The organism is Psychrosphaera ytuae (genome assembly GCF_017638545.1).
Lineage (GTDB): Bacteria > Pseudomonadota > Gammaproteobacteria > Enterobacterales > Alteromonadaceae > Psychrosphaera > Psychrosphaera ytuae.
Map to the genome: position 1 here is coordinate 57673 of NZ_CP072110.1, position 22011 is coordinate 79683.

The 22011-nt window shown below is 41.5% G+C and carries 20 protein-coding genes; 10 read left to right on the forward strand and 10 right to left on the reverse strand.

Annotated elements, in window-relative coordinates; all coding sequences use genetic code 11:
- The first annotated feature begins 14 nt into the window (after positions 1-14).
- Positions 15-413: a VOC family protein gene (locus J1N51_RS00285; RefSeq protein WP_208833269.1), complete on the forward strand. Its 399-nt coding sequence runs from the start codon at positions 15-17 to the stop codon at positions 411-413.
- Positions 414-511: 98 nt separating this feature from the next.
- Positions 512-3178 (forward strand): aconitate hydratase AcnA, encoded by a 2667-nt coding sequence (acnA, locus tag J1N51_RS00290; RefSeq protein ID WP_208832028.1) that lies wholly within the window; start codon positions 512-514, stop codon positions 3176-3178.
- Here the strand turns inward: acnA and J1N51_RS00295 are convergent.
- Positions 3147-4661 carry a sensor histidine kinase gene (locus tag J1N51_RS00295; protein WP_208832029.1) on the reverse strand — a complete coding sequence of 505 codons (1515 nt, stop codon included), beginning with the start codon at positions 4659-4661 and terminating at the stop codon, positions 3147-3149. The two genes, acnA and J1N51_RS00295, sit on opposite strands and share 32 nt — an antisense overlap.
- Positions 4662-4807: 146 nt before the next feature.
- On the opposite strand from J1N51_RS00295, the gene J1N51_RS00300 reads away from it, so the two are divergent.
- Positions 4808-6094: an HD domain-containing phosphohydrolase gene (locus tag J1N51_RS00300; protein WP_208832030.1), complete on the forward strand. Its 1287-nt coding sequence runs from the start codon at positions 4808-4810 to the stop codon at positions 6092-6094.
- On the opposite strand, the gene J1N51_RS00305 is transcribed toward J1N51_RS00300, so the two are convergent.
- Both J1N51_RS00305 and J1N51_RS00310 read right to left on the reverse strand, forming a co-directional pair.
- Positions 6088-7554: a DUF3413 domain-containing protein gene (locus J1N51_RS00305; RefSeq protein ID WP_208832031.1), complete on the reverse strand. Its 1467-nt coding sequence runs from the start codon at positions 7552-7554 to the stop codon at positions 6088-6090. The two genes, J1N51_RS00300 and J1N51_RS00305, sit on opposite strands and share 7 nt — an antisense overlap.
- 28 nt (positions 7555-7582) lie before the next feature.
- The gene (locus tag J1N51_RS00310; RefSeq protein WP_208832032.1) at positions 7583-7807 is read right to left on the reverse strand and encodes a YejL family protein; all 225 of its coding nucleotides are present in this window, start codon (positions 7805-7807) and stop codon (positions 7583-7585) included.
- 63 nt (positions 7808-7870) lie between these two features.
- On the opposite strand from J1N51_RS00310, the gene J1N51_RS00315 reads away from it, so the two are divergent.
- The 3 genes from J1N51_RS00315 to J1N51_RS00325 are packed head-to-tail and all read left to right on the forward strand — an operon-like array spanning position 7871 to position 9713.
- Complete coding sequence (locus tag J1N51_RS00315; protein WP_208832033.1) at positions 7871-8884, forward strand: nucleoid-associated protein; 1014 nt, start codon at positions 7871-7873, stop codon at positions 8882-8884.
- Between the two features lie 34 nt (positions 8885-8918).
- The gene (locus J1N51_RS00320) at positions 8919-9146 is read left to right on the forward strand and encodes a hypothetical protein (RefSeq protein ID WP_232842827.1); all 228 of its coding nucleotides are present in this window, start codon (positions 8919-8921) and stop codon (positions 9144-9146) included.
- Positions 9147-9188: 42 nt separating this feature from the next.
- Entirely contained in the window at positions 9189-9713 is a 525-nt protein-coding gene (locus J1N51_RS00325) for a hypothetical protein (RefSeq protein WP_208832035.1), read from the forward strand.
- A gap of 39 nt (positions 9714-9752) precedes the next feature.
- Here J1N51_RS00325 and J1N51_RS00330 read toward each other — a convergent pair whose 3' ends face one another.
- Both J1N51_RS00330 and J1N51_RS00335 read right to left on the reverse strand, forming a co-directional pair.
- Positions 9753-10178: a lysozyme inhibitor LprI family protein gene (locus tag J1N51_RS00330; protein WP_208832036.1), complete on the reverse strand. Its 426-nt coding sequence runs from the start codon at positions 10176-10178 to the stop codon at positions 9753-9755.
- A 45-nt stretch (positions 10179-10223) separates the two neighbouring features.
- A complete protein-coding gene (locus tag J1N51_RS00335) occupies positions 10224-10523 on the reverse strand; it encodes a YciI family protein (RefSeq protein WP_208832037.1) in 300 nt (99 codons plus the stop codon).
- Positions 10524-10673: 150 nt separating this feature from the next.
- On the opposite strand from J1N51_RS00335, the gene J1N51_RS00340 reads away from it, so the two are divergent.
- Positions 10674-12095 (forward strand): sodium-dependent transporter, encoded by a 1422-nt coding sequence (locus tag J1N51_RS00340; RefSeq protein ID WP_208832038.1) that lies wholly within the window; start codon positions 10674-10676, stop codon positions 12093-12095.
- An 86-nt stretch (positions 12096-12181) separates the two neighbouring features.
- Here J1N51_RS00340 and J1N51_RS00345 read toward each other — a convergent pair whose 3' ends face one another.
- Both J1N51_RS00345 and queF read right to left on the reverse strand, forming a co-directional pair.
- Positions 12182-12571 carry a ribonuclease E inhibitor RraB gene (locus J1N51_RS00345; protein ID WP_208832039.1) on the reverse strand — a complete coding sequence of 130 codons (390 nt, stop codon included), beginning with the start codon at positions 12569-12571 and terminating at the stop codon, positions 12182-12184.
- Between the two features lie 7 nt (positions 12572-12578).
- Entirely contained in the window at positions 12579-13439 is an 861-nt protein-coding gene (gene queF, locus J1N51_RS00350) for an NADPH-dependent 7-cyano-7-deazaguanine reductase QueF (RefSeq protein WP_208832040.1), read from the reverse strand.
- A gap of 65 nt (positions 13440-13504) precedes the next feature.
- On the opposite strand from queF, the gene syd reads away from it, so the two are divergent.
- On the forward strand, positions 13505-14065 hold the full coding sequence (gene syd, locus J1N51_RS00355) for a SecY-interacting protein (protein ID WP_208832041.1): 561 nt from the start codon (positions 13505-13507) through the stop codon (positions 14063-14065).
- On the opposite strand, the gene J1N51_RS00360 is transcribed toward syd, so the two are convergent.
- On the reverse strand, positions 14062-14364 hold the full coding sequence (locus J1N51_RS00360; protein ID WP_208832042.1) for a hypothetical protein: 303 nt from the start codon (positions 14362-14364) through the stop codon (positions 14062-14064). The two genes, syd and J1N51_RS00360, sit on opposite strands and share 4 nt — an antisense overlap.
- A 192-nt stretch (positions 14365-14556) precedes the next feature.
- Here J1N51_RS00360 and J1N51_RS00365 point away from each other — a divergent pair, with 192 nt between their 5' ends.
- Positions 14557-14934 (forward strand): DUF3192 domain-containing protein, encoded by a 378-nt coding sequence (locus tag J1N51_RS00365; RefSeq protein WP_208832043.1) that lies wholly within the window; start codon positions 14557-14559, stop codon positions 14932-14934.
- A gap of 82 nt (positions 14935-15016) precedes the next feature.
- Here the strand turns inward: J1N51_RS00365 and J1N51_RS00370 are convergent, their stop codons facing one another.
- Complete coding sequence (locus tag J1N51_RS00370) at positions 15017-16369, reverse strand: dicarboxylate/amino acid:cation symporter (RefSeq protein ID WP_208832044.1); 1353 nt, start codon at positions 16367-16369, stop codon at positions 15017-15019.
- A 194-nt stretch (positions 16370-16563) separates the two neighbouring features.
- Between J1N51_RS00370 and J1N51_RS00375 the strand changes: the two genes are divergently transcribed.
- Complete coding sequence (locus J1N51_RS00375) at positions 16564-20241, forward strand: Ig-like domain-containing protein (RefSeq protein ID WP_208832045.1); 3678 nt, start codon at positions 16564-16566, stop codon at positions 20239-20241.
- A gap of 71 nt (positions 20242-20312) precedes the next feature.
- Here J1N51_RS00375 and astB read toward each other — a convergent pair whose 3' ends face one another.
- Positions 20313-21659, reverse strand: coding sequence for an N-succinylarginine dihydrolase (astB, locus tag J1N51_RS00380; RefSeq protein ID WP_208832046.1), 1347 nt, complete (start codon positions 21657-21659; stop codon positions 20313-20315).
- Positions 21660-22011: the final 352 nt, after the last annotated feature.

A 22011-nucleotide genomic window follows, 5' to 3' on the forward strand; every position in this document is an offset into this window, starting at 1 on the left:
AAGCAGTAAAGATGATTAAACAAAGCATTGGTGCCATATCCCTCGTTGTAAAAGATTATGACGAAGCCATCGATTTTTATGTGAACAAATGTCAATTTGAGTTGTTAGAAGATACAGCGATGCCAGAAGGCAAACGTTGGGTTCGTGTCGCGCCTCAAAATAGCGAGGGCACTGCGCTTCTTCTTGCTAAAGCGGATGGCGAACAGCAACTGAATGCGGTTGGTCAGCAAGCGGGCGGAAGAGTGTGGTTGTTTTTAGAAACCAACGATTTTTATAGAGATTACCAATACATGAAAAATGCAGGTGTTAAATTTAACGAAACACCTCGTGAGGAAGTATATGGTACCGTCGCAGTGTTTGAAGATTTGTACGGAAATAAATGGGATTTAATCCAAACTGCACAAAAAATATAAAACTTTTTTTGCGCTTGAGGTTGAACTAGTTCACTTCTATCCTTAGTAATGTATTACAAGCCAAGTCTTGAAATTTCATACATTTACAGGAGTGAACTATGTCTACACAGTGGAAGTCAGTTGCTAAATTGCAATTGAGTAACCAGACGTATAACGCGATCAGCTTTGACAAGCTCAGCGAACAGTACGACTTAAATCGCCTACCTTATGCCACCAAAATTCTGCTCGAAAACCTCTTGCGGCACGAAGATAAGCCATTTGTAGACGAAGAGGACATCATCGCTCTTGCTAAATGGGATGTGAACTCAGATACAGAGCAAGAAATATCTTTTGTTCCGGCTCGAGTTGTTTTACAAGACTTCACCGGTGTACCAGCGATTGTTGATTTAGCCGCGATGCGCGATGCGATGGCACGACTTGGTGGTGATCCTGAAAAAATTAATCCCTTCAATCCGGTTGAGTTGGTCATTGACCACTCCGTTATGGTGGATCACTTTGCTACTGAAGATGCCCTTGAGAAAAACACTGCAATAGAGGTAGAACGCAACAAAGAGCGGTACCAATTTTTAAAATGGGGCCAAAGTGCGTTTGATAACTTTAAAGTAGTGCCACCAGGCCGTGGTATTGTCCATCAAGTTAACTTGGAATATTTAGCGCGTTGTGTATTTGGCACAGAGCAAAATGGTGAACAGTGGGCTTACCCAGACACCTTAGTTGGTACAGACTCTCACACTACAATGATCAACGGTCTAGGTATTCTTGGATGGGGTGTCGGTGGCATTGAGGCAGAAGCGGCAATGTTAGGGCAGCCTGTTACTATGTTGATCCCGAGAGTCGTTGGTTTCAAGCTAGTAGGCAAATTAAAACCAGGTGTAACTGCTACGGATTTAGTACTGACCATAACTGAGCGATTACGAGAACATGGTGTGGTCGGTAAGTTTGTCGAATTTTATGGTCCAGGTTTGGCCCACTTGACCTTAGCGGACCGAGCAACTATCGCTAATATGGCGCCAGAGTACGGTGCGACCTGCGGCATTTTCCCTCTAGACAAAGAAACGGTTAATTACCTTAATTTAACTGGCCGTGACCAAGCTGATATGGAGCGCGTTGAATCTTATGCTAAACAATTAGGAATTTGGCATGATGAGACGACGCCAGAGGCGGTATATCACGAAAATATTGAGTTTGATTTGTCATCGGTCGAACCCAGTATTGCAGGGCCAAAGCGTCCTCAAGACCGTATCACACTGACCGATGCAGCCAACAAATACAAAGAGTGGCTAGAATTAAATGGAAGTGGAAGTACATCAAACAAGGCAATTACTACCCAATTCAGAGGTCAGGACTTTGAGCTTACAGATGGCTCTGTTGTTATAGCAGCGATCACTAGTTGTACGAATACCTCTAACCCACACGTTCTCGTAGCTGCAGGCCTGCTTGCACGTAATGCAGCTGAAAAAGGCTTAACCACTAAACCTTGGGTCAAAACGTCTCTCGCTCCTGGCTCTCAAGTCGTTACGCAATACCTTGAAAATGCGGGCTTGATGGATGACTTAGAATCACTCGGTTTCAACTTAGTGGGATATGGCTGTACGACTTGTATTGGTAACTCGGGCCCCTTGCCTGATGAGATTAGCGACGCTATTCACAAAGGCGACCTATCTGTGACATCTGTGTTGTCAGGAAACCGTAACTTTGAAGGCCGGATACATGCGGATATAGCGGCGAATTACTTAGCATCGCCTCCTCTCGTGGTGGCATATGCCCTTGCTGGAAATATGAAAATAGACCTAACATCAGAGCCTCTAGGTCATGACAAAAACGGCCAAGCGGTTTATTTAAAAGATATTTGGCCATCAGATGAAGAAATTAAGGACGTTGTAGGACGCTCGATTTCACGTCAGATTTTTGCTGAAAAATACGCCGATGTCTTTAACGGAGATGAGACTTGGAATAGCTTAAGCTCTAAAAAGCAATCTATCTATGATTGGCCAGAGTCGACGTATATAAAACATCCGCCATTTTTTGAAGCTATGGCAGCCAGGGCAGAACAGGTTGCTGCAATCGAAAACGCACGCTGCTTGGTCAAAGTAGGTGACAGTATTACGACCGATCACATTTCTCCTGCAGGCTCTATCGCAGAAGATAGCCCCGCCTCAAAGTACCTTCAACAACAAGGTGTAGAGGTTAAGGACTTCAATTCATATGGTTCTCGGCGCGGCAATCACGAGGTGATGATGCGTGGTACGTTTGCAAACGTCCGCCTTAAAAACGAGCTTGCTCCTGGCACTCAGGGCAGTCACACGCAATATCAACCTTCACAAGAGCCTATGTCTATTTACGACGCAGCGATGAAATACCGTGCTGAAAACACCCCAACTGTAGTAATTGCAGGTAAAGAATACGGTACTGGTTCTTCTCGAGATTGGGCAGCAAAAGGCCCTTCGTTAATGGGAGTTAAAGCGGTATTTGCAGAAAGCTATGAGCGAATTCATCGCTCCAATCTAATTGGAATGGGGATTTTACCACTTCAATTTAAAGAAGGTGAGAGTGCAGAGGGTCATGGCATCACCGGAAAAGAAACGTTTTCTATTCCTGCCGTCAGTGCGGGTCAGAAAGAGGTTCAGGTTGAAGTGAAAACCGATCAACAAACCAAAACTATAGATATGATTATCCGAATTGATACGGCAAATGAATTTGACTACTTTGCCAATGGCGGCATTTTGTCATACGTTATTCGGAATATGCTGGAAACAAAATCGTAAAGGTGGTGCCTTCTCCCACCTTGCTTTGGACATCTATTTCGGCATGGTGATCTTTGAGGATTCCATACGAGATAGACAGTCCAAGGCCGGTGCCTACGCCGACTGGTTTTGTGGTGAAAAACGGAGTAAACAGCTTTTCTAAGTTTTCTTCTGATATACCGCAGCCCTGGTCGGTGATGGCTACTTGTACTTTATCGTCTATGTTCTGGGTTTGAACTGTAATCGTGCCGCCGCTGTCCATCGCGTGTTTGGCGTTAATTAACATGTTAACTATTACCTGTGCAATTTGGCCCGAGCTTCCTTTAATTGGCGCTAAATTATCGTCGAATTTACGGTCAATTGTGCAGTTGTATTTTAACTCATTCCAAACTAAGTTTATCGAATCCTCGATACACTCATTCAAATTAAACGAGGTCAAGTCTGCGGATTCATTGCTATGCGAGAATGACTTAAGGCCTGCAACAATCTCCTGAACTCGTTTTAAACCACCTTTAGAAGCACTCAACAGCTCTTTTAAGTCCTCTTTTATGTAATCGACATCTTCATCATGCCAAATTTGATTGAGTTTATTTTGTGCTTCCTGTTCGGCCAAATTGGGGTAAAGCTCTAAAATATTATTTAGTACCTCTATGTATTCAGCCAGGGTTTCGTAATTACTCAAAATAAACCCAATAGGGTTATTTATTTCATGTGCTACGCCCGCTGCGAGTTGACCGATGGACGCCATTCGCTCTGATTGAACGAGTTGCTTTTGGGCATCATCTAGTTTTTTGTAGGTCTTTTTTAATTCTTTAAAACGGTTGTTCAGATTGACAGTCGCAAGTTGGCGCTGAATAGCGACTGCCAACATTGATCTTGATGATTCTACCGTTTGTAATTTTAAAACGTCTATTTGAGTATGATCAGAATACAAATAGCTAGCAAACCCGCGATTATCATTAATATCGAAAATCGGCACTATGTATATGTACTGAAATTCAGACGATTCGTCAGTAAAGGCGATGACAGGTTGGAGCGTACTCTCGCCTCCTGCATCTTTTACTGCTTCTAATAGGGCGTCTACTTGAAATGATTTGATTAGGGTTTTGATTTTTTCTTTATCAATGTCATTTTGTTGGTATTTATTTTCTAGCTCCATGACAGAGGAAAGTTTCCAGTGGGTTTTTTCGTCCCTTAACTGAAAAAACATACATTGGGCGTTGTTCAAAAACTCACTGCTTCGCCTTAAATATACTTGAACTATGTTATTAACAGAATCTGCATTCCATATATCGGCCGACAATCCGGTCAAAAACGACAACTGTAACTGTTGAAGTTTAGCTTCGTTCATTTGAGTCTGCAGTGATTGGTTAGACTCAAATATCTCTCTAGAACGTTGTTCTAAAAGCGTTTCTGCCATTTTTCTGGCTGCTTTTTCACGCTCTAACGCTTTCTCTAGCGCGGAGACTTTTTGGTTTAAGTCTTTTGTTTCAGTTTCGGCCATTAATTACTCGTCACTTTACTTGTCATTTTATTCATAATTAAAGCGATTTAATTACAATTATCTCGGTTCTTCACAACTGAGTGCCTAAAATAGACTATAGTTCAAGTATATAGCTTTGTTAAATTGTAAGTAGAAGGTATAGCTTTATGGCTGCTAAGCCGTCGATGTTATTGCTTGATGATGAGCCTGAAATATTAAATGCGTTAAAACGACTTTTTCGTAAGGATTTTGTTGTAGACATATTTACGGATGGGCAAGACGCACTCGAGGCTCTTATGTCAAAAGAGTACGCTATTATTATATCGGACATGAGAATGCCGCAGCTTGATGGTGCCGCTTTTTTGGGGCAGGCCAAGCAGGTAGCACCTGATGCCAGTAGGTTGTTACTTACGGGCTATGCGGATATGGAAAGTACGGTGAGAGCGATAAATGAAGGTGAGATTTTTAGTTATGTCAGTAAGCCGTGGGACAATACAGAGTTAAAAGTTTTAGTTAAGAATGCACTCGCGCGCTACGAGTTAATCAAAAAAAATGACGTGTTATCAGGAAAGCTCGTTGCAGCCAATACTAAGCTTACTGAGGCTAATGCAAAACTAGAAGAGCGCATTGCGGCACGAACTGCAGCGTTAAACAAACAAACCATGCGTCTTAAGCAGTCTACGTTAAAACAGCGTAAATTTTTTCGCCAGTTGTTAGACATGATCAGTGTCATTATTGAAGATAGGGCAGGTCATGAAAACGGCCACAGCAAACGCGTAGCAGCACACAGTAAAGTTTTAGCGGAAGAATTGGGCCTCAGTCGTGCCGAAGCTATCAATATCTATTTAACTGGAATGTTACATGAAGTTGGTAAGGTCTCAATTAGCGATGAGTTGTTGGCGACGACAGAAATCGAGCGCAACCCTGAACAGCAGCAGGCTTTTCGTTCTCACGCTGTCGAGGGGGCTAATATATTGTCCCGGTTGCCAAGTTTAAGGGAAGTTGCTACTAACATACGTCATCAATATGAAAACTGGGATGGCTCTGGCTACCCAGATAATTTGAAAAAAGAAGACATTCCACTTGGCTCCCGTATCTTAAAAGTCGTCAGTGACTACGACTATTTGTTATTAGGCCATAAACACGCCCAAAAGTTATCTCCCGATAGAGCTCAGTTTTATCTTAAAGAGGAACGAGGCAAACAATACGATTACAAAATTGTCGATAAATACTTATCACTTCTTGAGCGGCTACCTGAAATTGATGAGCTTGAAGCCGATTATTGTGTGGCGACCTCAAAATTGGAACCTGGAATGATTGTTTCGGCCGATGTCGTTACCCAAAAAGGGAGTATTATGTTGACCAAGGATACTGAGTTAACCCAAGCTGCTATAAACAAACTCAAAGCCTATGAAAAAGATAACGAGTGTTTCTTAACGGTATTTATTTATTGAGATATCTTTAACCGGCGTTTTGTTAAATTACTTACCGCTTCCTCAATAAGTCGGACATCCACTGTTGCGTTAACATCTTTGTTCGATGAAAACGTTTTGTTGGTTAATAACTTGCCATTTTTAAATAACAAAGCATTGTCTTTGTAAACAAATTGGAAATAACCACTACTGTAGTGAGTAACTATGTGGTGGGTATCAAACTCGCTAAAGGGTAGGTCGATTAAATTACGTTTAACGTACTCTTTGCAACCTAGGCCATCGGCAAGATAACTGGCGACGATGTTTTGCGGTGAAAAAGGCGCTTGAGGTATATGTTCAAACCCGACGAGTAATACGTTCGTTCGATAAAATGGCGACTCGTTATCTTCATCGTAAAATACGACGACAAGCTTATCACTGATTTTACTGTCTATAGATTTAGGGTCAAAGTCACCGGCCATTAGTTGCACAGAGAGCAAATCTACACTGAGTTGCTTATTAATGTTCACTTGCTCTTTAAAGTCTTCATAAAGCCCCGGAAGGCCACTTGAAAAATTAAAAATCAACGACGATAAATCACTCGGTACATTCAGTTCTTTGTTAAAGCTAAATTTTAGATTGGAGTTTTTTATCCAAGTTTGAGCGGCCAACTGCTGTTTTATGGGTAACATAACAACATTAAGCTTGGGTTGGTCCTCAAAATCACAAGAGGGCACTTGCGTTGGAATCAATCTGTATTCACTTTCAGATAATACCGCTCGGTTAGACTGAGAAGACTTGTATTCTTGCAGATCTATGAGTTCGTATCTCGCTAACAATGTTTTTGCAGTGAGCGGATAGTGGGCAGGAAACATAGAGCTTTGTTTAGCGATGTCGGAGTTGAGTGTGGCGTCTCCCCATATATGGAAGAAGTGACTCAGAAAAAACGCACCTATTAAACTACTCGCCAAACCATTTTTGTATTTAAAGCTTTGCAGCTGGTGGATTCGTTTCCATGTCAGGTTACTAACCAAAAATTGATAGGCCAAAATAAACACAAACACGGTTAGTACCATCAAGAAGTAAGAATCACCCATCATGGCGACATATACGTCTTCTACTTCACGTATTTGTTTAAAAGAACTGGACGTCAGGTGATAACCTAGCCCTCGATAAGCTAGAACATCCAAGAACAAATAAAGCTGAAATATCGATGCCATAACCGCCGATACACCGCGGATGTGACGTTTATAAGGGAATATAGTGATGACTGGGAATATGGTCAGAATAAAACAGCTAAGGGCCAAAAACGAGAAGTGGCCAACCCATGTTAAAACAAGATACAACCAGCCGGCAAAGGTTTCCGGCATGGTGTAATCGACCATATAAAAGGACGAAAACAGCAACGCTAAGATCAAGTTTGCGAAGGTAAACCAATGACCCCAAGATAATAGGTTAAACGGTTGCTCCGTTTCCCATTGGCTTTTTAGCTTAATGACCATTTATTGTTGTTCTAATCCTTAAATCAATTTAGTGTTTTGCATTCTCCACTGAGTTTAACAGTGCATCGGCAAAACTTTTAGCTATTTGTTGTTTTACCTCAGGTTTTACGTTGTCGTCAATAATATTACTTACTGTATTTCCAAGCGCTATGAGTGCTAGGTCGACAGATACCTTGTTGTTGGCAACAACATCTAACAATTGTTCGACTAAATTATTAATCTCTTCGTTTGAGTATTTTGATATGATTGGCATAAAGAATTCTTGATTTTGGTTCAGTGGCGCCAATATTACCATAATTAACAAGCAGGAAAAATCATGTCGTTAGCAGTAAATCAATTTTCTATCGCCTTTTATGAAAAACAAGCGGATACCGAGTTTTCTACAAAGTGGGCCGTGATGACTGATGACAGTCTGGCCAAGGCAGAAGTGTTTGTCGAACAACTGCATAATGTATACAACGCAAAGCCGAGTAAGAGCTATGCGGCATTTAACGAAGAGAAAAATACGGCATTCTCACAGCGTTTACATACCTATTTAAATCAAGAGATCCCGTTTGACCACTTATCAAAAGACACATTGGGCTTGTTTCAAGCCGAACTTGAAAAGTATGAGTTTGAAGAAACGGGCTATTTACTGTTGATAGATTACGAATACGTGGCGACGCGTTATTTTATGGTTGGTGTGGTGAACTTGTCAGAACATTTTTCTGTTGACTCAGAATTTGGCATTAAGCGCGAGCGTCACTTGGACATTAACAAAATTCAATTGGCCGCACGTATAGACGTGAGCTCATTGCTGCATTCAGCGGATAACTTAAAAACAATCTCGTTTATTAAAGGCAGAGCGGGTCGCCAGGTTAATGACTTTTTTATGGACTTGTTAGGCTGTACAGAAACGATCAACGCCAAAACACAGTCTAAAGAGTTGTTAGGTGCTATCGATGAGTTTATGTCGGCAGAAACATTAGACCCAGAAGAAAAAGCTCAAACACGAGAAAAAGTATTTGAATACTGTAATGAAAAAATAGCTGCAGGTGAAGACGCAAGACTTGAAGAGCTAAACGACACCTTGAGTATGGCGGCTGACAATGAATTCAAAGACTTTATCAGTCAGCAAGATTACAGCTTTGACGATAATGTGACCTTAGATAAATCAACTGTCAGAAAGTTAGTTAAACTCAGTGGTAGTGGCGGAGGTGTCTCTGTTTCTTTTGACCGAATATTATTAGGTGATAGAGTAAATTACGATCCAAACAGAGACGTGCTAACGATTAAGGGCGTACCTACCTCACTTAAAGCGGTACTATTAGATGAATTTGGCTTGGAGTAAGCCAGTAAATTGAACAAGGCAGGCCTACGTGGACTTGAAAACAGAACTGAACCTCAAGAAAAAAGTGGCGACCAAAGTCAGAGAAAAAGCCATTAAAAGAGCAGAGACTCGAATTATGTTAGCGGGGAAAACCCCTACTGACTTTAATGAAGCTCAACTGGAAGTATTGGTCAAAGAGGAAGAAGACAAAATATTTAATAGCTACAAAGAAAAGGGGCTATTGGTATTGGCGTCGTTACTTGGCTTGTCACTTTGGAGCTAAAGCTTTAGTAAGCCTGAGTTAGATTACTTAATAGGAATAGGTATGTTTCAACAAGTGGTTCGCTGGACGTTTATTATAACGATTTGGAAAAAGTATAAAGGACAGTTATTAACGATTATCGGGTACTTGGCTTCTTTGTGGCTGGTATCTATGGTCCATGACGACTATTTAGAGTATGTGTCTGCCGCAGGTGAAGGGAACCAAACCGTTGGTGCTTCGTTTGCAGCTAAATGGCTGGCGTATATTGTCTTTACTGTCATTTTTTATTGGGTTTTTCAGAGAGTTTCTAAGTCAGGTGAAGTTGGTCATCAAGGACTGGGCTTTTTAAGTAAGTTTAGAGGTTTAGGTCGGTCTAACAATAAAGAACAAAGCGGTACTGGCGTCTGGGATGATAAGCAAAAACCAGAGGCAAGTGCGGCACAACAACAATCTAATCCTGAACAGCCAAAAGGCTCCCCTAATAAGGACCCTTTTGCAAATATTAGAAACAAAGAAACGTTGCGCTCGGAAGCAGATCTAATTTTTGAGCTAAAGGGTGAAAAACGAAATACAAAAAAAGGTGCGTAAGCACCTTTTTCACTTTTTGAATCTTAAACTTTCCTTAACTTAAAACTTCATTTCGCTCATTTCTTGGAGCTTTTTAATTCGATCCTTGGTCATATAGATCTGGCACTCTTTTGACATAATCACGGCAGACGTCATGTCCGGCAACATTGCTAAATACTGCCACTGACAAGTGGCCTTTACGTGCTTATTAAAATAGCGCTGTGCCGATTTGTATAAACGAATCGAGTCACCGCTTTTTTCCTTGCTGATTTCTTCGAGTTTTATTTCGACATTGGTTTCCCACGTCATTAATTGACGCTCTACTTGTACAAATGCCGCATCTAAACACAGGGTATAGTCCATTGGGTTTTTGTGTTTTTGTTTACAGTCGGTAATTTCTTTTGAGTCGTAAAAGAAATCCGCAACACTATCAAATGGCAAACAGACTAATACGCAAAAGATTGCGGTAAAAAATGTCGTTTTCAAGAATAACCTCTTTTTGCTGCTTAATAAGAATTAGCTAATTCAAATTTATGGTAATACTTTTTTGTACGGCTTAACCGTTGAGCGCTCGTAAACTCCTGCATCCATGTATGGATCGGCTGCTGCCCATTCTTGCGCCTCTTTTAGAGAGTCAAACTCAGCAATAACTAAAGAACCTGTAAAACCAGCTTCTCCTGGGTTTTCACTGTCGATCGCAGGAAGAGGTCCGGCCACTAATAGGCGACCTTTTTGTTTTAATTCCTGCAATCTAGCAAGGTGCTTTTCACGGGTCGCTAAACGCGTTTCAAGTGAATTGGCCTTGTCTTCTGAGTAAATCATGTAGTACATAGTGCTTCTCGTTATTATAGCTTATAAAGTTTTTTGCGGATCTTGCTTTAATTGACATAAAAATCAAGTCGAATGGGAAGACAGCATAATAATTACTTGGTAGCATGACTGCGTTAATAATAAAAAATAATTATAATAAAGGTCGTATTTATGAGTGCTGATAGAGAGCATTTTTCCTCTAAACTGGGATTTATATTGGCCGCAGCAGGATCTGCGGTAGGTATTGGTAACCTAGTTGGATTTCCTGTCGCTGCGGCAAAAAACGGTGGCGGAGCCTTTCTTCTAATCTACGCAATTTTTGTCGTAATAATCTGTTTACCTGTGATGATGGCCGAGATGGCTGTGGGTCGTCACACCAACAAAGACCCTTTGGGCGCATACACTAAGTTATCGGACAACGACAGCAAGTGGAAACTCGCTGGTTGGTTGGGTGTAATCACGCCATTTATGATTGGTGTGTTTTATCTTGTTATCACTGTTTGGATTTTTGGTTATTTATTTGGTGCCGTTATAGGTGACTTAGAACTTCTGGCTGATCCAAACACCTTCGGTGAGTTTATTACTGGTAAATCTTTGTTTGTGTATATGGCCGTAGTAGCTGCTATTACTGGTGTCATACTCATGAGCGGGGTAAAAGAGGGGATAGAAAAGGCGGCTAAGGTATTGATGCCATCGCTTTTTGTGCTATTGGTTTTACTCGTGATTTACGTGCTTACGCTTGATAATGCCTTTGCTGGCGTATCATTTTACGTTTTACCTGATGTCAGCAAAATTACAGCTAGTGTCATCAGTGGTGCGTTATCACAGGCGTTTTTCTCGCTTAGCTTGGGTATGGGTATTTTGGTCACGTACGGCTCTTACATGAGTAAAAAACAAGACATTCCTGACTCATCTAAATTAGTAGCATTAACAGATACTGGCGTTGCTTTTGTGGCGGGCTTGTTGATTTTGCCGGCTATTTTTAGTTTTGACCCGAATGTAGATACAGCAAACTTATCAGATTCGTCGGTATCACTGATCTTCGTACTACTACCTAAAATTTTCTTGTCGCTCCAAGCGGATGTTGGTTATTTTGGAGCGAGTGCGATAGCGTCATTGTTCTTTTTGTTAGTATTTTTTGCTGCAATTACATCGCTAGTTTCGATTATTGAAGTACCAAACTCAGCTATCATGGGTGAAAAAGACATGTCACGTAAGAAGTCTTTAGCGACACTGGCCGTGATGGTTGTGCTGTTAAGTGTGTTTGCGTCAATGTCATTTGGTATGTCTGAGTTCTTTACTAAGTTTGTCTCTTATGCGGGCGCAGACAAGTCACTGTTTGATGTCATCTATGACGTATTCTACGATACGATTTTACCGTTGAATGGCTTGTTGATTTGTTTATTTGTTATGTTGCGCTGGAAAAAAGCAAACTTTAACAACGAGTTAATGGAAGGCGCGGCACCTGGTAAACATAAGTGGTTACTAAAATATGCTGATTTTGCATTGTCCACGTTTATTCCAGTTATCCTAGCCGTTATCTTTATAAATACAGTGGCTATGAAGTTTTTTGCAGTGAACCTACTGTTCTAAAAACATAATTAAAGCCCATAAAAAAACGCGGTCGTTATTTAAAACAACCGCGTTTTTTGTTTGTTAAGGTGCTCTCAGAGTCGCTCTTACTCTATATAAGTGTCTTCTTCGCCACTGTCATCGTCATCGCCCATAAATACGCCCCAGCCATCAGAATAACCTTTGTGTTTTTCGGCAATGCGTTTGTATTCGAGCTCAAATTCCGAAATAGCTTGGTGCTCAACTTTCATGACTTTTGATACTTGCAGTTCGATTGCATCGGCAGCTTCACCACCGTGTTCGTAGTTACGAGTTTCTACTTTTACAAATGGTTCGTCGTTGTCGATACGCGCCATAAACAACTTCGCGACAGCGTCTGCATCGTCTTCACTGTGAAACAGCGCATAAAAGTCGACAACGTATTCAGGCTCAAAGTCGAAGCCTGCGTCTTTCATCTCTTGTAAAATTTGTCCGGTTTCGTCGTTTGGAAATGTCATAGAATGCCTACTGTCGGTTTAATCGGATTTTGTAAGGTAATTGTGAGTATTGATTGGTTCTAAATGGATTGATATCCAAACCACCACGCCTTGTGTAACGTGCGTAAACCGACAATTTCTGCGGTTGGCAGCTAGCCATAATATCAGTAAAGATACGCTCAACGCACTGCTCGTGAAACTCATTGTGCATTCTAAAAGATATCAGATAACGCAGTAGGGAAGCACGATCAATGGCGTTACCCTCATACTCGATGACAACACTGGCCCAATCCGGCTGGTTGGTGATCAAGCAGTTGGATTTGAGCAAATGACTATTTAATGTTTCTTTTACCAACGAAGTGGCTTGGTCACCACTGGTGCTGGTTCGTAAATAACTTGGATCAAACTCATAATCATCAACATCTATGTCTAAATCATCAATGTTGATGCCAGGCAGAGACGTAACCTGAAAGTGTTCAACTTCATCTACACTAAACAGCTTAACTTCTACAGCCTCACCTGCACATTCTGTCAGGTCCTTTTGCATTGCAGATTGGACGTCAGCCCACGATTCAAAACGAGTTTGGTTAAAACTATTTAAATACAGTTTAAAAGACTTACTCTCTACCAAATTAGGGCTTGTTACTGGAATATAAAACTCCGCAATAGCCACGATTGGTTTACCTTTGCTATTTAACCAACTTACCTCATAACCCGTCCAAAGATCAGTGCCAGTAAATGGCAGGCTATCGCCAAGATTCAAATCATCACGGTTTAGACTCCGTGGTACAGGCTGGAGTAACTCAGGCTGGTATTGGCTGGCATACTCTGTTGTTTTTCCTAATGTAAGGTTGTCGAGTAGACCAGAGTCGTTATAATTTGCAGTCATTACTTAAATTCTTACTAGCTATTTGACGTATATTGTAAATGGCTACCATCAAAAGTGAAATCTAAATGTCAAAAAACACCGATTTAACTCAGGCTTGGACTCAATTTATTCAACAGTGGCTAACTGAAGCAGACCAGGTTGGCTTTCCAGAAATAGAGCCCGATGAAAATTGGCCTTCACCTTGTGAGTTTAGTGAGCATGGCAAAACATATTGGCGCCCAGTGCTTGTGGATGAACACACAGATGTCGCTTTGGGCTTTGCTAATGTAGAAGAAGCTTTAGGAATTACTCTAAATCAGCAATTTATTGAATTTTTTACGCTTTATTTTGCCGATGGGATCAACGCCGTACACGACAAAGGGCCATTGCAGTTTTTACAAGCCTGGTCTCAGTCAGACTTTGAAAGGCTTCAACAAAATGTGATTGGTCATCTGTTAATGAAGCATAAATTAAAACAATCACCTACGTTGTTTTTTGCCGTTACAGATGAAGATGACCTTAACCTAGTTATCGACAATTCAACAGGAGAGGTGTGTTTGGAATATGTCGGAAAGCCACCACATGAGGTGGTGGCACCAGATCTTGCTTCGTTCATCAGAAAGGCTAAGCCTGTTGTAAAGGGTTAATTTTTGTCTCTGGTCAGGCTCTCAACCAACTGAGTGAGCTTTTCTACCTGAGCTTCGAGTATTTCTACCCTTTGAGCCAATTCGCCTTCAGCAGTTGGCTCAGCTCTTAAATTATCGTTTTCTTCGTCAGCCGTATCTGTAACCTTTAAAGTAGGGTTGGCTTGATATTGTTTGATACCAGCAATAATAACAGGTAGTACTTTGGGGCCAGCCATACGCGCTTTGACGAGTGCAACCGTAGGGGACTTTCCCTCACTTTCAAGTTGTTGGCATATTGTAATAATTTCTTGATTGTTCATATCGTATTTTTTGGTTTAATTGGCTAAATGGTTAGGGTTTTTGACCAGTTAAATCTTGTTGTTATTAAAAATTTTCTTTAATATCAAGTGTTTAAATTATGGAATTAAATTTGTATAGTTTAGACCACTCATCTATGAGGCTGATAATAACAAATCCCCTGTATTTATACATGGAACCAAGGAAATACAAAAATGAACAATACATTAAAAGCTGCTTTACTCGTTATCCCACTTTCTTTTTCACTTACGGGCTGCATTATTGTAAATAGCGATGAAGTAGATCCAAATAACTGGTCTTCTTCATCAGATTGGAAAAAGCAGCAAAGAGAAAATAATGAAAAAATTGCGACTTTAGAGCTAGGTGCTACTTACGAGTCTGTAAAGTCGCTTATGGGCACTCCTGATATCAATGAAGCTTTTGAAGATAACGGTAAACCTGTTCAGGTTCTGTTTTATCGCACTAAACACAGACACTCTGACAGTCAAACTACGAAAGACGAGTGCACACCGTTAATTTTTAAAGAAGGTCGTTTGGTGGGTTTTGGTCACAAGGCGTACCAAAAGCTTTAACAGTCAACACCAAGATTTAAGAGATAAAAAAAGTGCGCTGATTTAAGCGCACTTTTTTGTTTTGTTACCTTTTAATTGTTAACTAGCGACCATCTTTTAAGTGGTGAAAGTCAACATCTTCACTCTTAAGGCCTGCATCAGGGTCGTTAAATCGGTCGTAATCAAACTCTTTTTCAGAGGCTGCAACAACACAACTCACCATACAGTCACCCGTTACGTTAACTGCTGTGCGGGTCATATCAAGTAATCGATCAACACCTAGAATCAGTGCGATGCCTTCGACAGGTAGACCAACTTGTTGTAATACCATGGCTAACATTACCAACCCAACACCTGGTACAGCTGCAGTGCCAATCGAGGCTAATGTCGCAGTTAATACAACCATTAAGTAGTCACCAATGGTCAAGTCCACACCAAAGATTTGGGCGATAAATACGGTAGCGACACCTTGCATGATAGCCGTGCCATCCATGTTCAGTGTTGCACCCATAGGCAGGGTGAATGACGCAATAGAGTTTTTCACACCTAATTTTTTAGTAGCTGTCTCCATTGTGACAGGTAGCGTTGCACCAGAACTTGAAGTACTAAATGCAAATAAAGCGGCATCTCGCATTTTCTTGTAAAAAGTAACTGGGTTTAGTCCAGTAAATGTTTTTAACAAAATGGCGTAGACGACCAAGGCATGGGTCAATAATACAGCAATAACGAGTAAGAAGTATTTAACGAGGTTAGTAATTGTCGCAAAGTCTAACGTGGTAAATAATTTAGCCAATAAACAAAAAACGCCGTATGGAGCTAGGTTCATTAGAATAACAACCAGGCGCATGATCACTGCGTTAATATCTTCAAATAAGCTTGTAAGACGCTCACCAGGTTTACCTGCTAACGCCATCGAAACACCGAACAATAAGGCAAAAACGATAACTTGTAACATGTTACCTTCTGCCATTGATTCAATTGGGTTAGTAGGGAACATATTTACGATGACCTGCGCAAATCCAGGTGCCTCTTTTGCGGTATAACTCGCTTCAGTAGACATATTGACGCCTTCACCAGGGGCAATAACCAAAGCTGCCATAATCGCTAATGAGATCGCAATCGCGGTTGTCATTAGATATAAAGCAATCGATTTACCGCCAAGTCGTGCAAGTTTAGAAGTGTCATTCAGGCTACATGTTCCGACTACAAGAGAAACGAAGACCAGTGGCACAACAATCATCTTTAAACTTGCGACAAAGATAGCACCACCAACGTAAAAGACCCCATTTACGAAAAAGTCATTGAATGAAAATTCAGTAAACCCAAGCGGTACTACAAAGTCCCCCGTACCAGCAAATAGCATTTGCAAGATTACGCCAACTGCAATACCGGTAATCATGCCGACTAAAATACGTGCAGTTAGGCCCATCTTTTTATTATCATTTTGAGCTGTCATTGTTAGTTATTCTTATTTTCTGTTTAAAAATCCGCGCCAATCTAACCACAAATTCAAATTAATTTCATCTTTGCTTCGGTGAGTTACAAATTTTTCCTAATTAAATACAGAAAACAATTGAGTAATAATTTGATATTTATTAACTTAGACGTAGATGATGCCGCAATAGTATTAATAGATTAGGGAGATATTGCATGTTACCAACGGCTTTAAAGGGCTCATATAAGAGCTTTATAGTTGGTTTATTGTCGCTGTTCATCGTTGCCTGCGGAGGTGATGGAGCACTGTCAGATGGCGATAACACAGATGGAACAGACGGAACTTCAGGAACGTACACGTTATCTGCATCACTTCAGGATGCTGACGGCAATACGGCAAATCGCCTGTCCGAAGGAACCACACTTACACTACAACTTGAGCTACAGCTCAATAGTGAAGCCCAGTCGGGTCAAACCATAACACTCACAAATAGTTCAGAAGAATACGCCTCGTTATCGTCTACTGTTGTAACGACAGATGCAAATGGTCGAGCAAGTGTACTACTTACCGGTGGTCAAACGGCAGGTGAAGGTCAAATTGAAGTAACAACCGACCTATCAGGTCTAAACGCATTGACCGTACCTTATATTTCACAAGGGGTGCTAACGACCGCGTCATCTTCAGCGGTTTATCTAATTCCGGCATCTACTCCGCAAAGTGAATATCCTAATATTACCAGTAGCACTCTAGATGTTATCTCGGAAGAAACTCCTGCAACTTTATTAGTTAAAGTTGTTGGTGATGATGGTCTGCCCGCAGTAAATCAATTAGTTGATTTCGACCTGTCTAGTGCCGAAGGTCTAGTAGTCAATGTGAGCCTAGATAAACAAAATAGAAAAGATTTAACGGACAATAATGGATTTGCTTGGTTAAACCTTGAAGTGGGTGACATCAGCGGTGCCGCAAAAGTTACGGTTAATTTAGAAGACGAATCTTCCCTGTCAATTAATATTGCGTCTGCTGGTCGTGTCGCGCAGGGTAGCAGTGAAAACACCTATTCAGTTTATTTAATACCTGCTAGCACTCCAGAGAGTGACTACTCGACTATTTCTGGCTCAACAATCACTACGATTTCTGCGTCAACCCCAGGCACAGTACTAATGAGAGTTACGGATGGTGACGGTGCGCCAGTATCTGGGCAGCTAGTGTCACTGCAATTAGACCCTGGTTATGAAGACCTTGCTACTATTGATAATGACTTAGGTACTGATGCAACTGATCAACAGGGCTTTGCTGCTATTGATATCCTAGCAACGGACGTGAGCGGTGCCGGAACAATGTCGGTAACCTTTTTTGGCGGTGCGACCAAAACATTAACGCTAGAGTCATTGGGTGACGGCAACCAAGAAGCAGCAGTTAACATTGGCTCTATAGAGTTACTTGCCAACTCCTTCCAAATGGCTTCGTCTGCGTCAGACGAAATTGATTTAATCGCCTTGGTAAAAGACAACAAAAACAATTTACTCCCTGATGTTCGAGTGAGTTTTGAAGCATCATCTGGTGGTATCGAAGTAATCGATACATTAACCAATAGCAGTGGTGCAGCAACGGCGAAACTAAATACCCTAAACAACCCAGAAATTAGAGATGTCACGGTTAACGCGTTTGTAAACGATCAATCAGCAAGTGTAGTGATTCGAGTTACAGGTACTAGTGTAAAACTTATCGGTAATGCTTCTATTGTTACGGGTGACGCATCAGAAATGAGTGTTGCACTATTGAACTCAGACGGAGAAGGTATTGGTCAGAGACGTATTTTCTTAAATAGTGACAGTGGCAATAGCCTTTTAACCACGACTGGCAGTGCGTTACCAACTACAGATGACGGTACTGGTAATGTTGCTCCTTATGTTATTACTGATGGTACTGGCAATGCTCAGTTCACTTATGTGGCGTCAACCAGCGGTTCTGATACTTTGTCTGCTTATGCGTTAGGCGCAACTATTGATTATCCAATTTCTGTTTCGCCTGATAATTTCGTAATTTCGACAACGACAGAAGAAGTACCACTTAAGGCTGGCGGTGAATTCACCCTAACTTGGGAAAAGAATGGCGCAGGCTTTAGTGGCGATGTTCAACTTTCGTCAACACGTGGTCAAATCGTAGATCTATTTGGCAATCCAATTAGCGGCTCTGTTACGACGGATGCGAGTGGTCAAGTTACGGTACGCTTAGTTTCTACTAATGCGGGCCCGGCGATTTTGACGGCACGTGCGTCTGGTTTAACAGCGACTAAGAATTTCGAATTCATTGCTGAAACAGCACACCAAATTGACCTTCAAGCCTCGCAGCTCTCGATTGGCCCAAATGGTCAAAAGACCACGATTTCAGCCGTTGTTAGAGACAAAGACGGTAACCTAGTTAAAAACCGTCCAGTAAACTTCAATCTGTTTGATGTCAGCGGTGGTTCGATTTTCCCTGCGACGGATGTGACCGATAGTAATGGTTTAGCGACGACCGTTTATACATCAAACACAGTGTCTGCAGCTCAAGGCGTTGCTATCGCTGCTTGTACTGATAAAGAGGGTGCAACGAGCTCTTGTCAAATTACCCGAGAAGACTTTAGTGATGAAGACGCTTCAAACGATACGTTTGGTTGTTCTAATGGCGCCGACGGATGTGTATCTGACAATGTAAAACTAACCGTGGCGGATAGAGAGTTATTCATTGCAGTGGGCACGGGTAATACAATTGACCAAGCCTCTGACCAGGAATACGAAAAACGCTTTTCTATTATTGTGACGGATGCCGACTCTAATCCAGTTGAAGGTGTACAGCTATCTGTATCTGCAATCCCGAGTGTTTATGCTGAAGGTGATTGGGATGTACTTTTAGATGAAGACGGTGAATTTGATTCTTATTACCCGAGAATTACTGGCCTATGCCGCAATGAAGACATTGATGAAGACGGTGTGTTAGATCGTATTGAAGACGTCGATGGCGATGGAGTTCAAGACCTTTACAACGAAGATCTAGACAACGACAACCGTTTAGACTTGGTGAACGAAGACTTAGACTTCGATGGCAACCTTGATGTTAACGAAGACCTGGATAACGACGGCAATTTAGACGTTAATGAAGATATTGATGGCGACGGTCGCTTAGATGTCTTCTATGAGTATGTTGCAGGTGCTTGTGACATTAACGACCCGAATAACGTGGATCTAAACAACGATGGTAACTTAGACGTCGGTGAAGACCGCAATTGTAATGGCGTATTAGATCCAGGCGAAGATGTAGACGGAGATGGCGTCTTAGATTTAACTGAAGATCTTGATGGTGACGGTGATTTAGACGTTAATGAAGATGTCGATCAAGACGGTCGTTTAGACACAATAAACGAAGACTTAGACGCAGATGGTAACTTAGATACGTTCGCATTTTACGATGTTGATGATGGTACCTACGGTCGTGATTTAAACAACAACGGTAACCTAGAAGCCAATGAGATCAATATCCTAGAGGACATCGATAATGATGGAAACCTAGATGTGATTGAGTATGACTACAACGGTGACGGTATTGTTGACCAAGAGGGTATTAACGAAGATTACAACCGCAATGGCTCGTTAGAACCTGGTAATGTTGTGTCTGTTATTGGCAGCTTATTAACGGATGAAAATGGTACAACGTCGGTTGGCTTGCGCTATGCAGAAAGCTTCGGTGCATGGGTCGGTGTTAACCTTGTAGTGAAAGCTAAAGTGGCTGGCACCGAATATCAACGAAGTGTACCTTTGATGTTACCGTTTTCCGCAGAAGACGTAACGGATGAGCAAAACCCACCAACAAGTAACTTGTTTGGTAGTGACGGTAACTGTGCGACCTCATTTTAATTAAGCACAATCCATTAAAAACAAAAAACGCGCCTAGGCGCGTTTTTTATTATCTTGAAAACCAATGTGGGTTAACGCTGGAAGTCGTATACCGAGCCAAGGTTCAAGATCTGTGTTAACTCATCTAATGCAGTACGCGACTCTAAGACTAATTGAGGGTCTTGTAAGTCTTGTTCAGAAAGTTGGTCACGATAGTGTTTTTCAACCCAGCTATTAAGTGTGCCAAATAACTCATCAGACATAAGGACATGTTGGTTTGTTGCGGCGAGCTCTTGTTCGCTCAATGCTACTCGTAAACGCAAGCACGCAGGGCCGCCGCCATTACGCATACTTTGCTTAACATCAAAAAAGTGAACCTTCTTAATAGGTGTGTTTTGAGCAACAAGTTGTTCTAGATAAGCAGAAACAGAATCACTTTCTTTACATTCCATAGGAGCAATGATGGCCATTTCGTTATTGCCAATATCGACAAGCTGAGTGTTGAATAAATAAGTTTTAACCGCCTCATCCACACTCACTTGGTCTGTAGCGACTTTAACAAAGTGCATTTGTTTGTCGTTCATTGCTGAGTATTTAGCATTTAGCTCTGCTAATTTTTCTTCCGTGTTCAAGAAAGCTTGTTCGTGATAGAACAATACGTTCTGGTTGCCTACCGCAATAACGTCGTTGTGGAACACACCTTGGTCAATAACATCAGGGTTTTGTTGTACATATACAACGCCAGAGTCATCAAGTTGATGTAAACGAGCAACGGCTTGACATGCCTCAAAAGTGTGACGAGCAGGAAACTTAACAGGCGCAGGTTTGTTGGCATCAAACGCATAGCGGCCATAGACAAACATTTCGACACCACCACGACCGTAATCATCGCTAAAGCGGGTGTGGTTAGCGGCACCTTCGTCACCAAAGTGATCATTATCTGGTAGGTGTTTGTGATGTGCAAAGTGCTCTTCGCTAGCAAACATGGCTTTTAAAATACGGCCACTTGTTTCAGGCTCTAACGAACGGTGAAACTTATTAGTAAGGTTTGCCGGTGTAAAATGTACTTTTTTGTCCGCTGTGTCTGAGCTTGGCGAAACAGTTGCAGCATTAGCAGTCCACATGCTTGATGCAGAATAAACGGCTCTCAATACTTGCGGAGCTTGTTTGGCTGCTTGTTGGAGAATGTTAGCGTCAGAACCAGAAAAGCCAAGACGACGCAAGGCATTAAGGTCTGGTCGCTCTTGCGGAGCAAGTACACCTTGCTTCAACCCCATGTCGTGAAGGGCTTTCATTTTTTGTAAGCCCTGTAGTGCAGCTGCTTTTGGGTTTGATACGTCTTTTGCGTTTGATAATGATGCGACATTACCTACAGATAACCCAGCATAATTGTGTGTAGGGCCTACAAGACCATCAAAATTTGCTTCAAAGTACTTCATTGATTGACAACTCCTCGACATGACTTTCTGAATGGATTTTTATTCAGAAAAAAAATTCTTATTTTTTTTAAAAAGGTGGGTCACGGTTGACGAAATCTGTCAGTTTGGTAATTTCCGCACCTTAAAAAATTCTAGCGCCGCGGCGACCAAATAAGCTCAATGCCCTGGAATGCCTATAAACACTGCGTTGTAGCGGCTAGAAAACGTTTATATTATACGCAGTTAAGCGCAAAAATCTAAATCTCTAACAGAAATTGATAGCGATTAGTGCTTGAAGTCGAATAGAATCGCATATATATCTTATAAGTTAGTATAAGTACGCAAATAAACCAAAGACACTAAACGTGGCTCA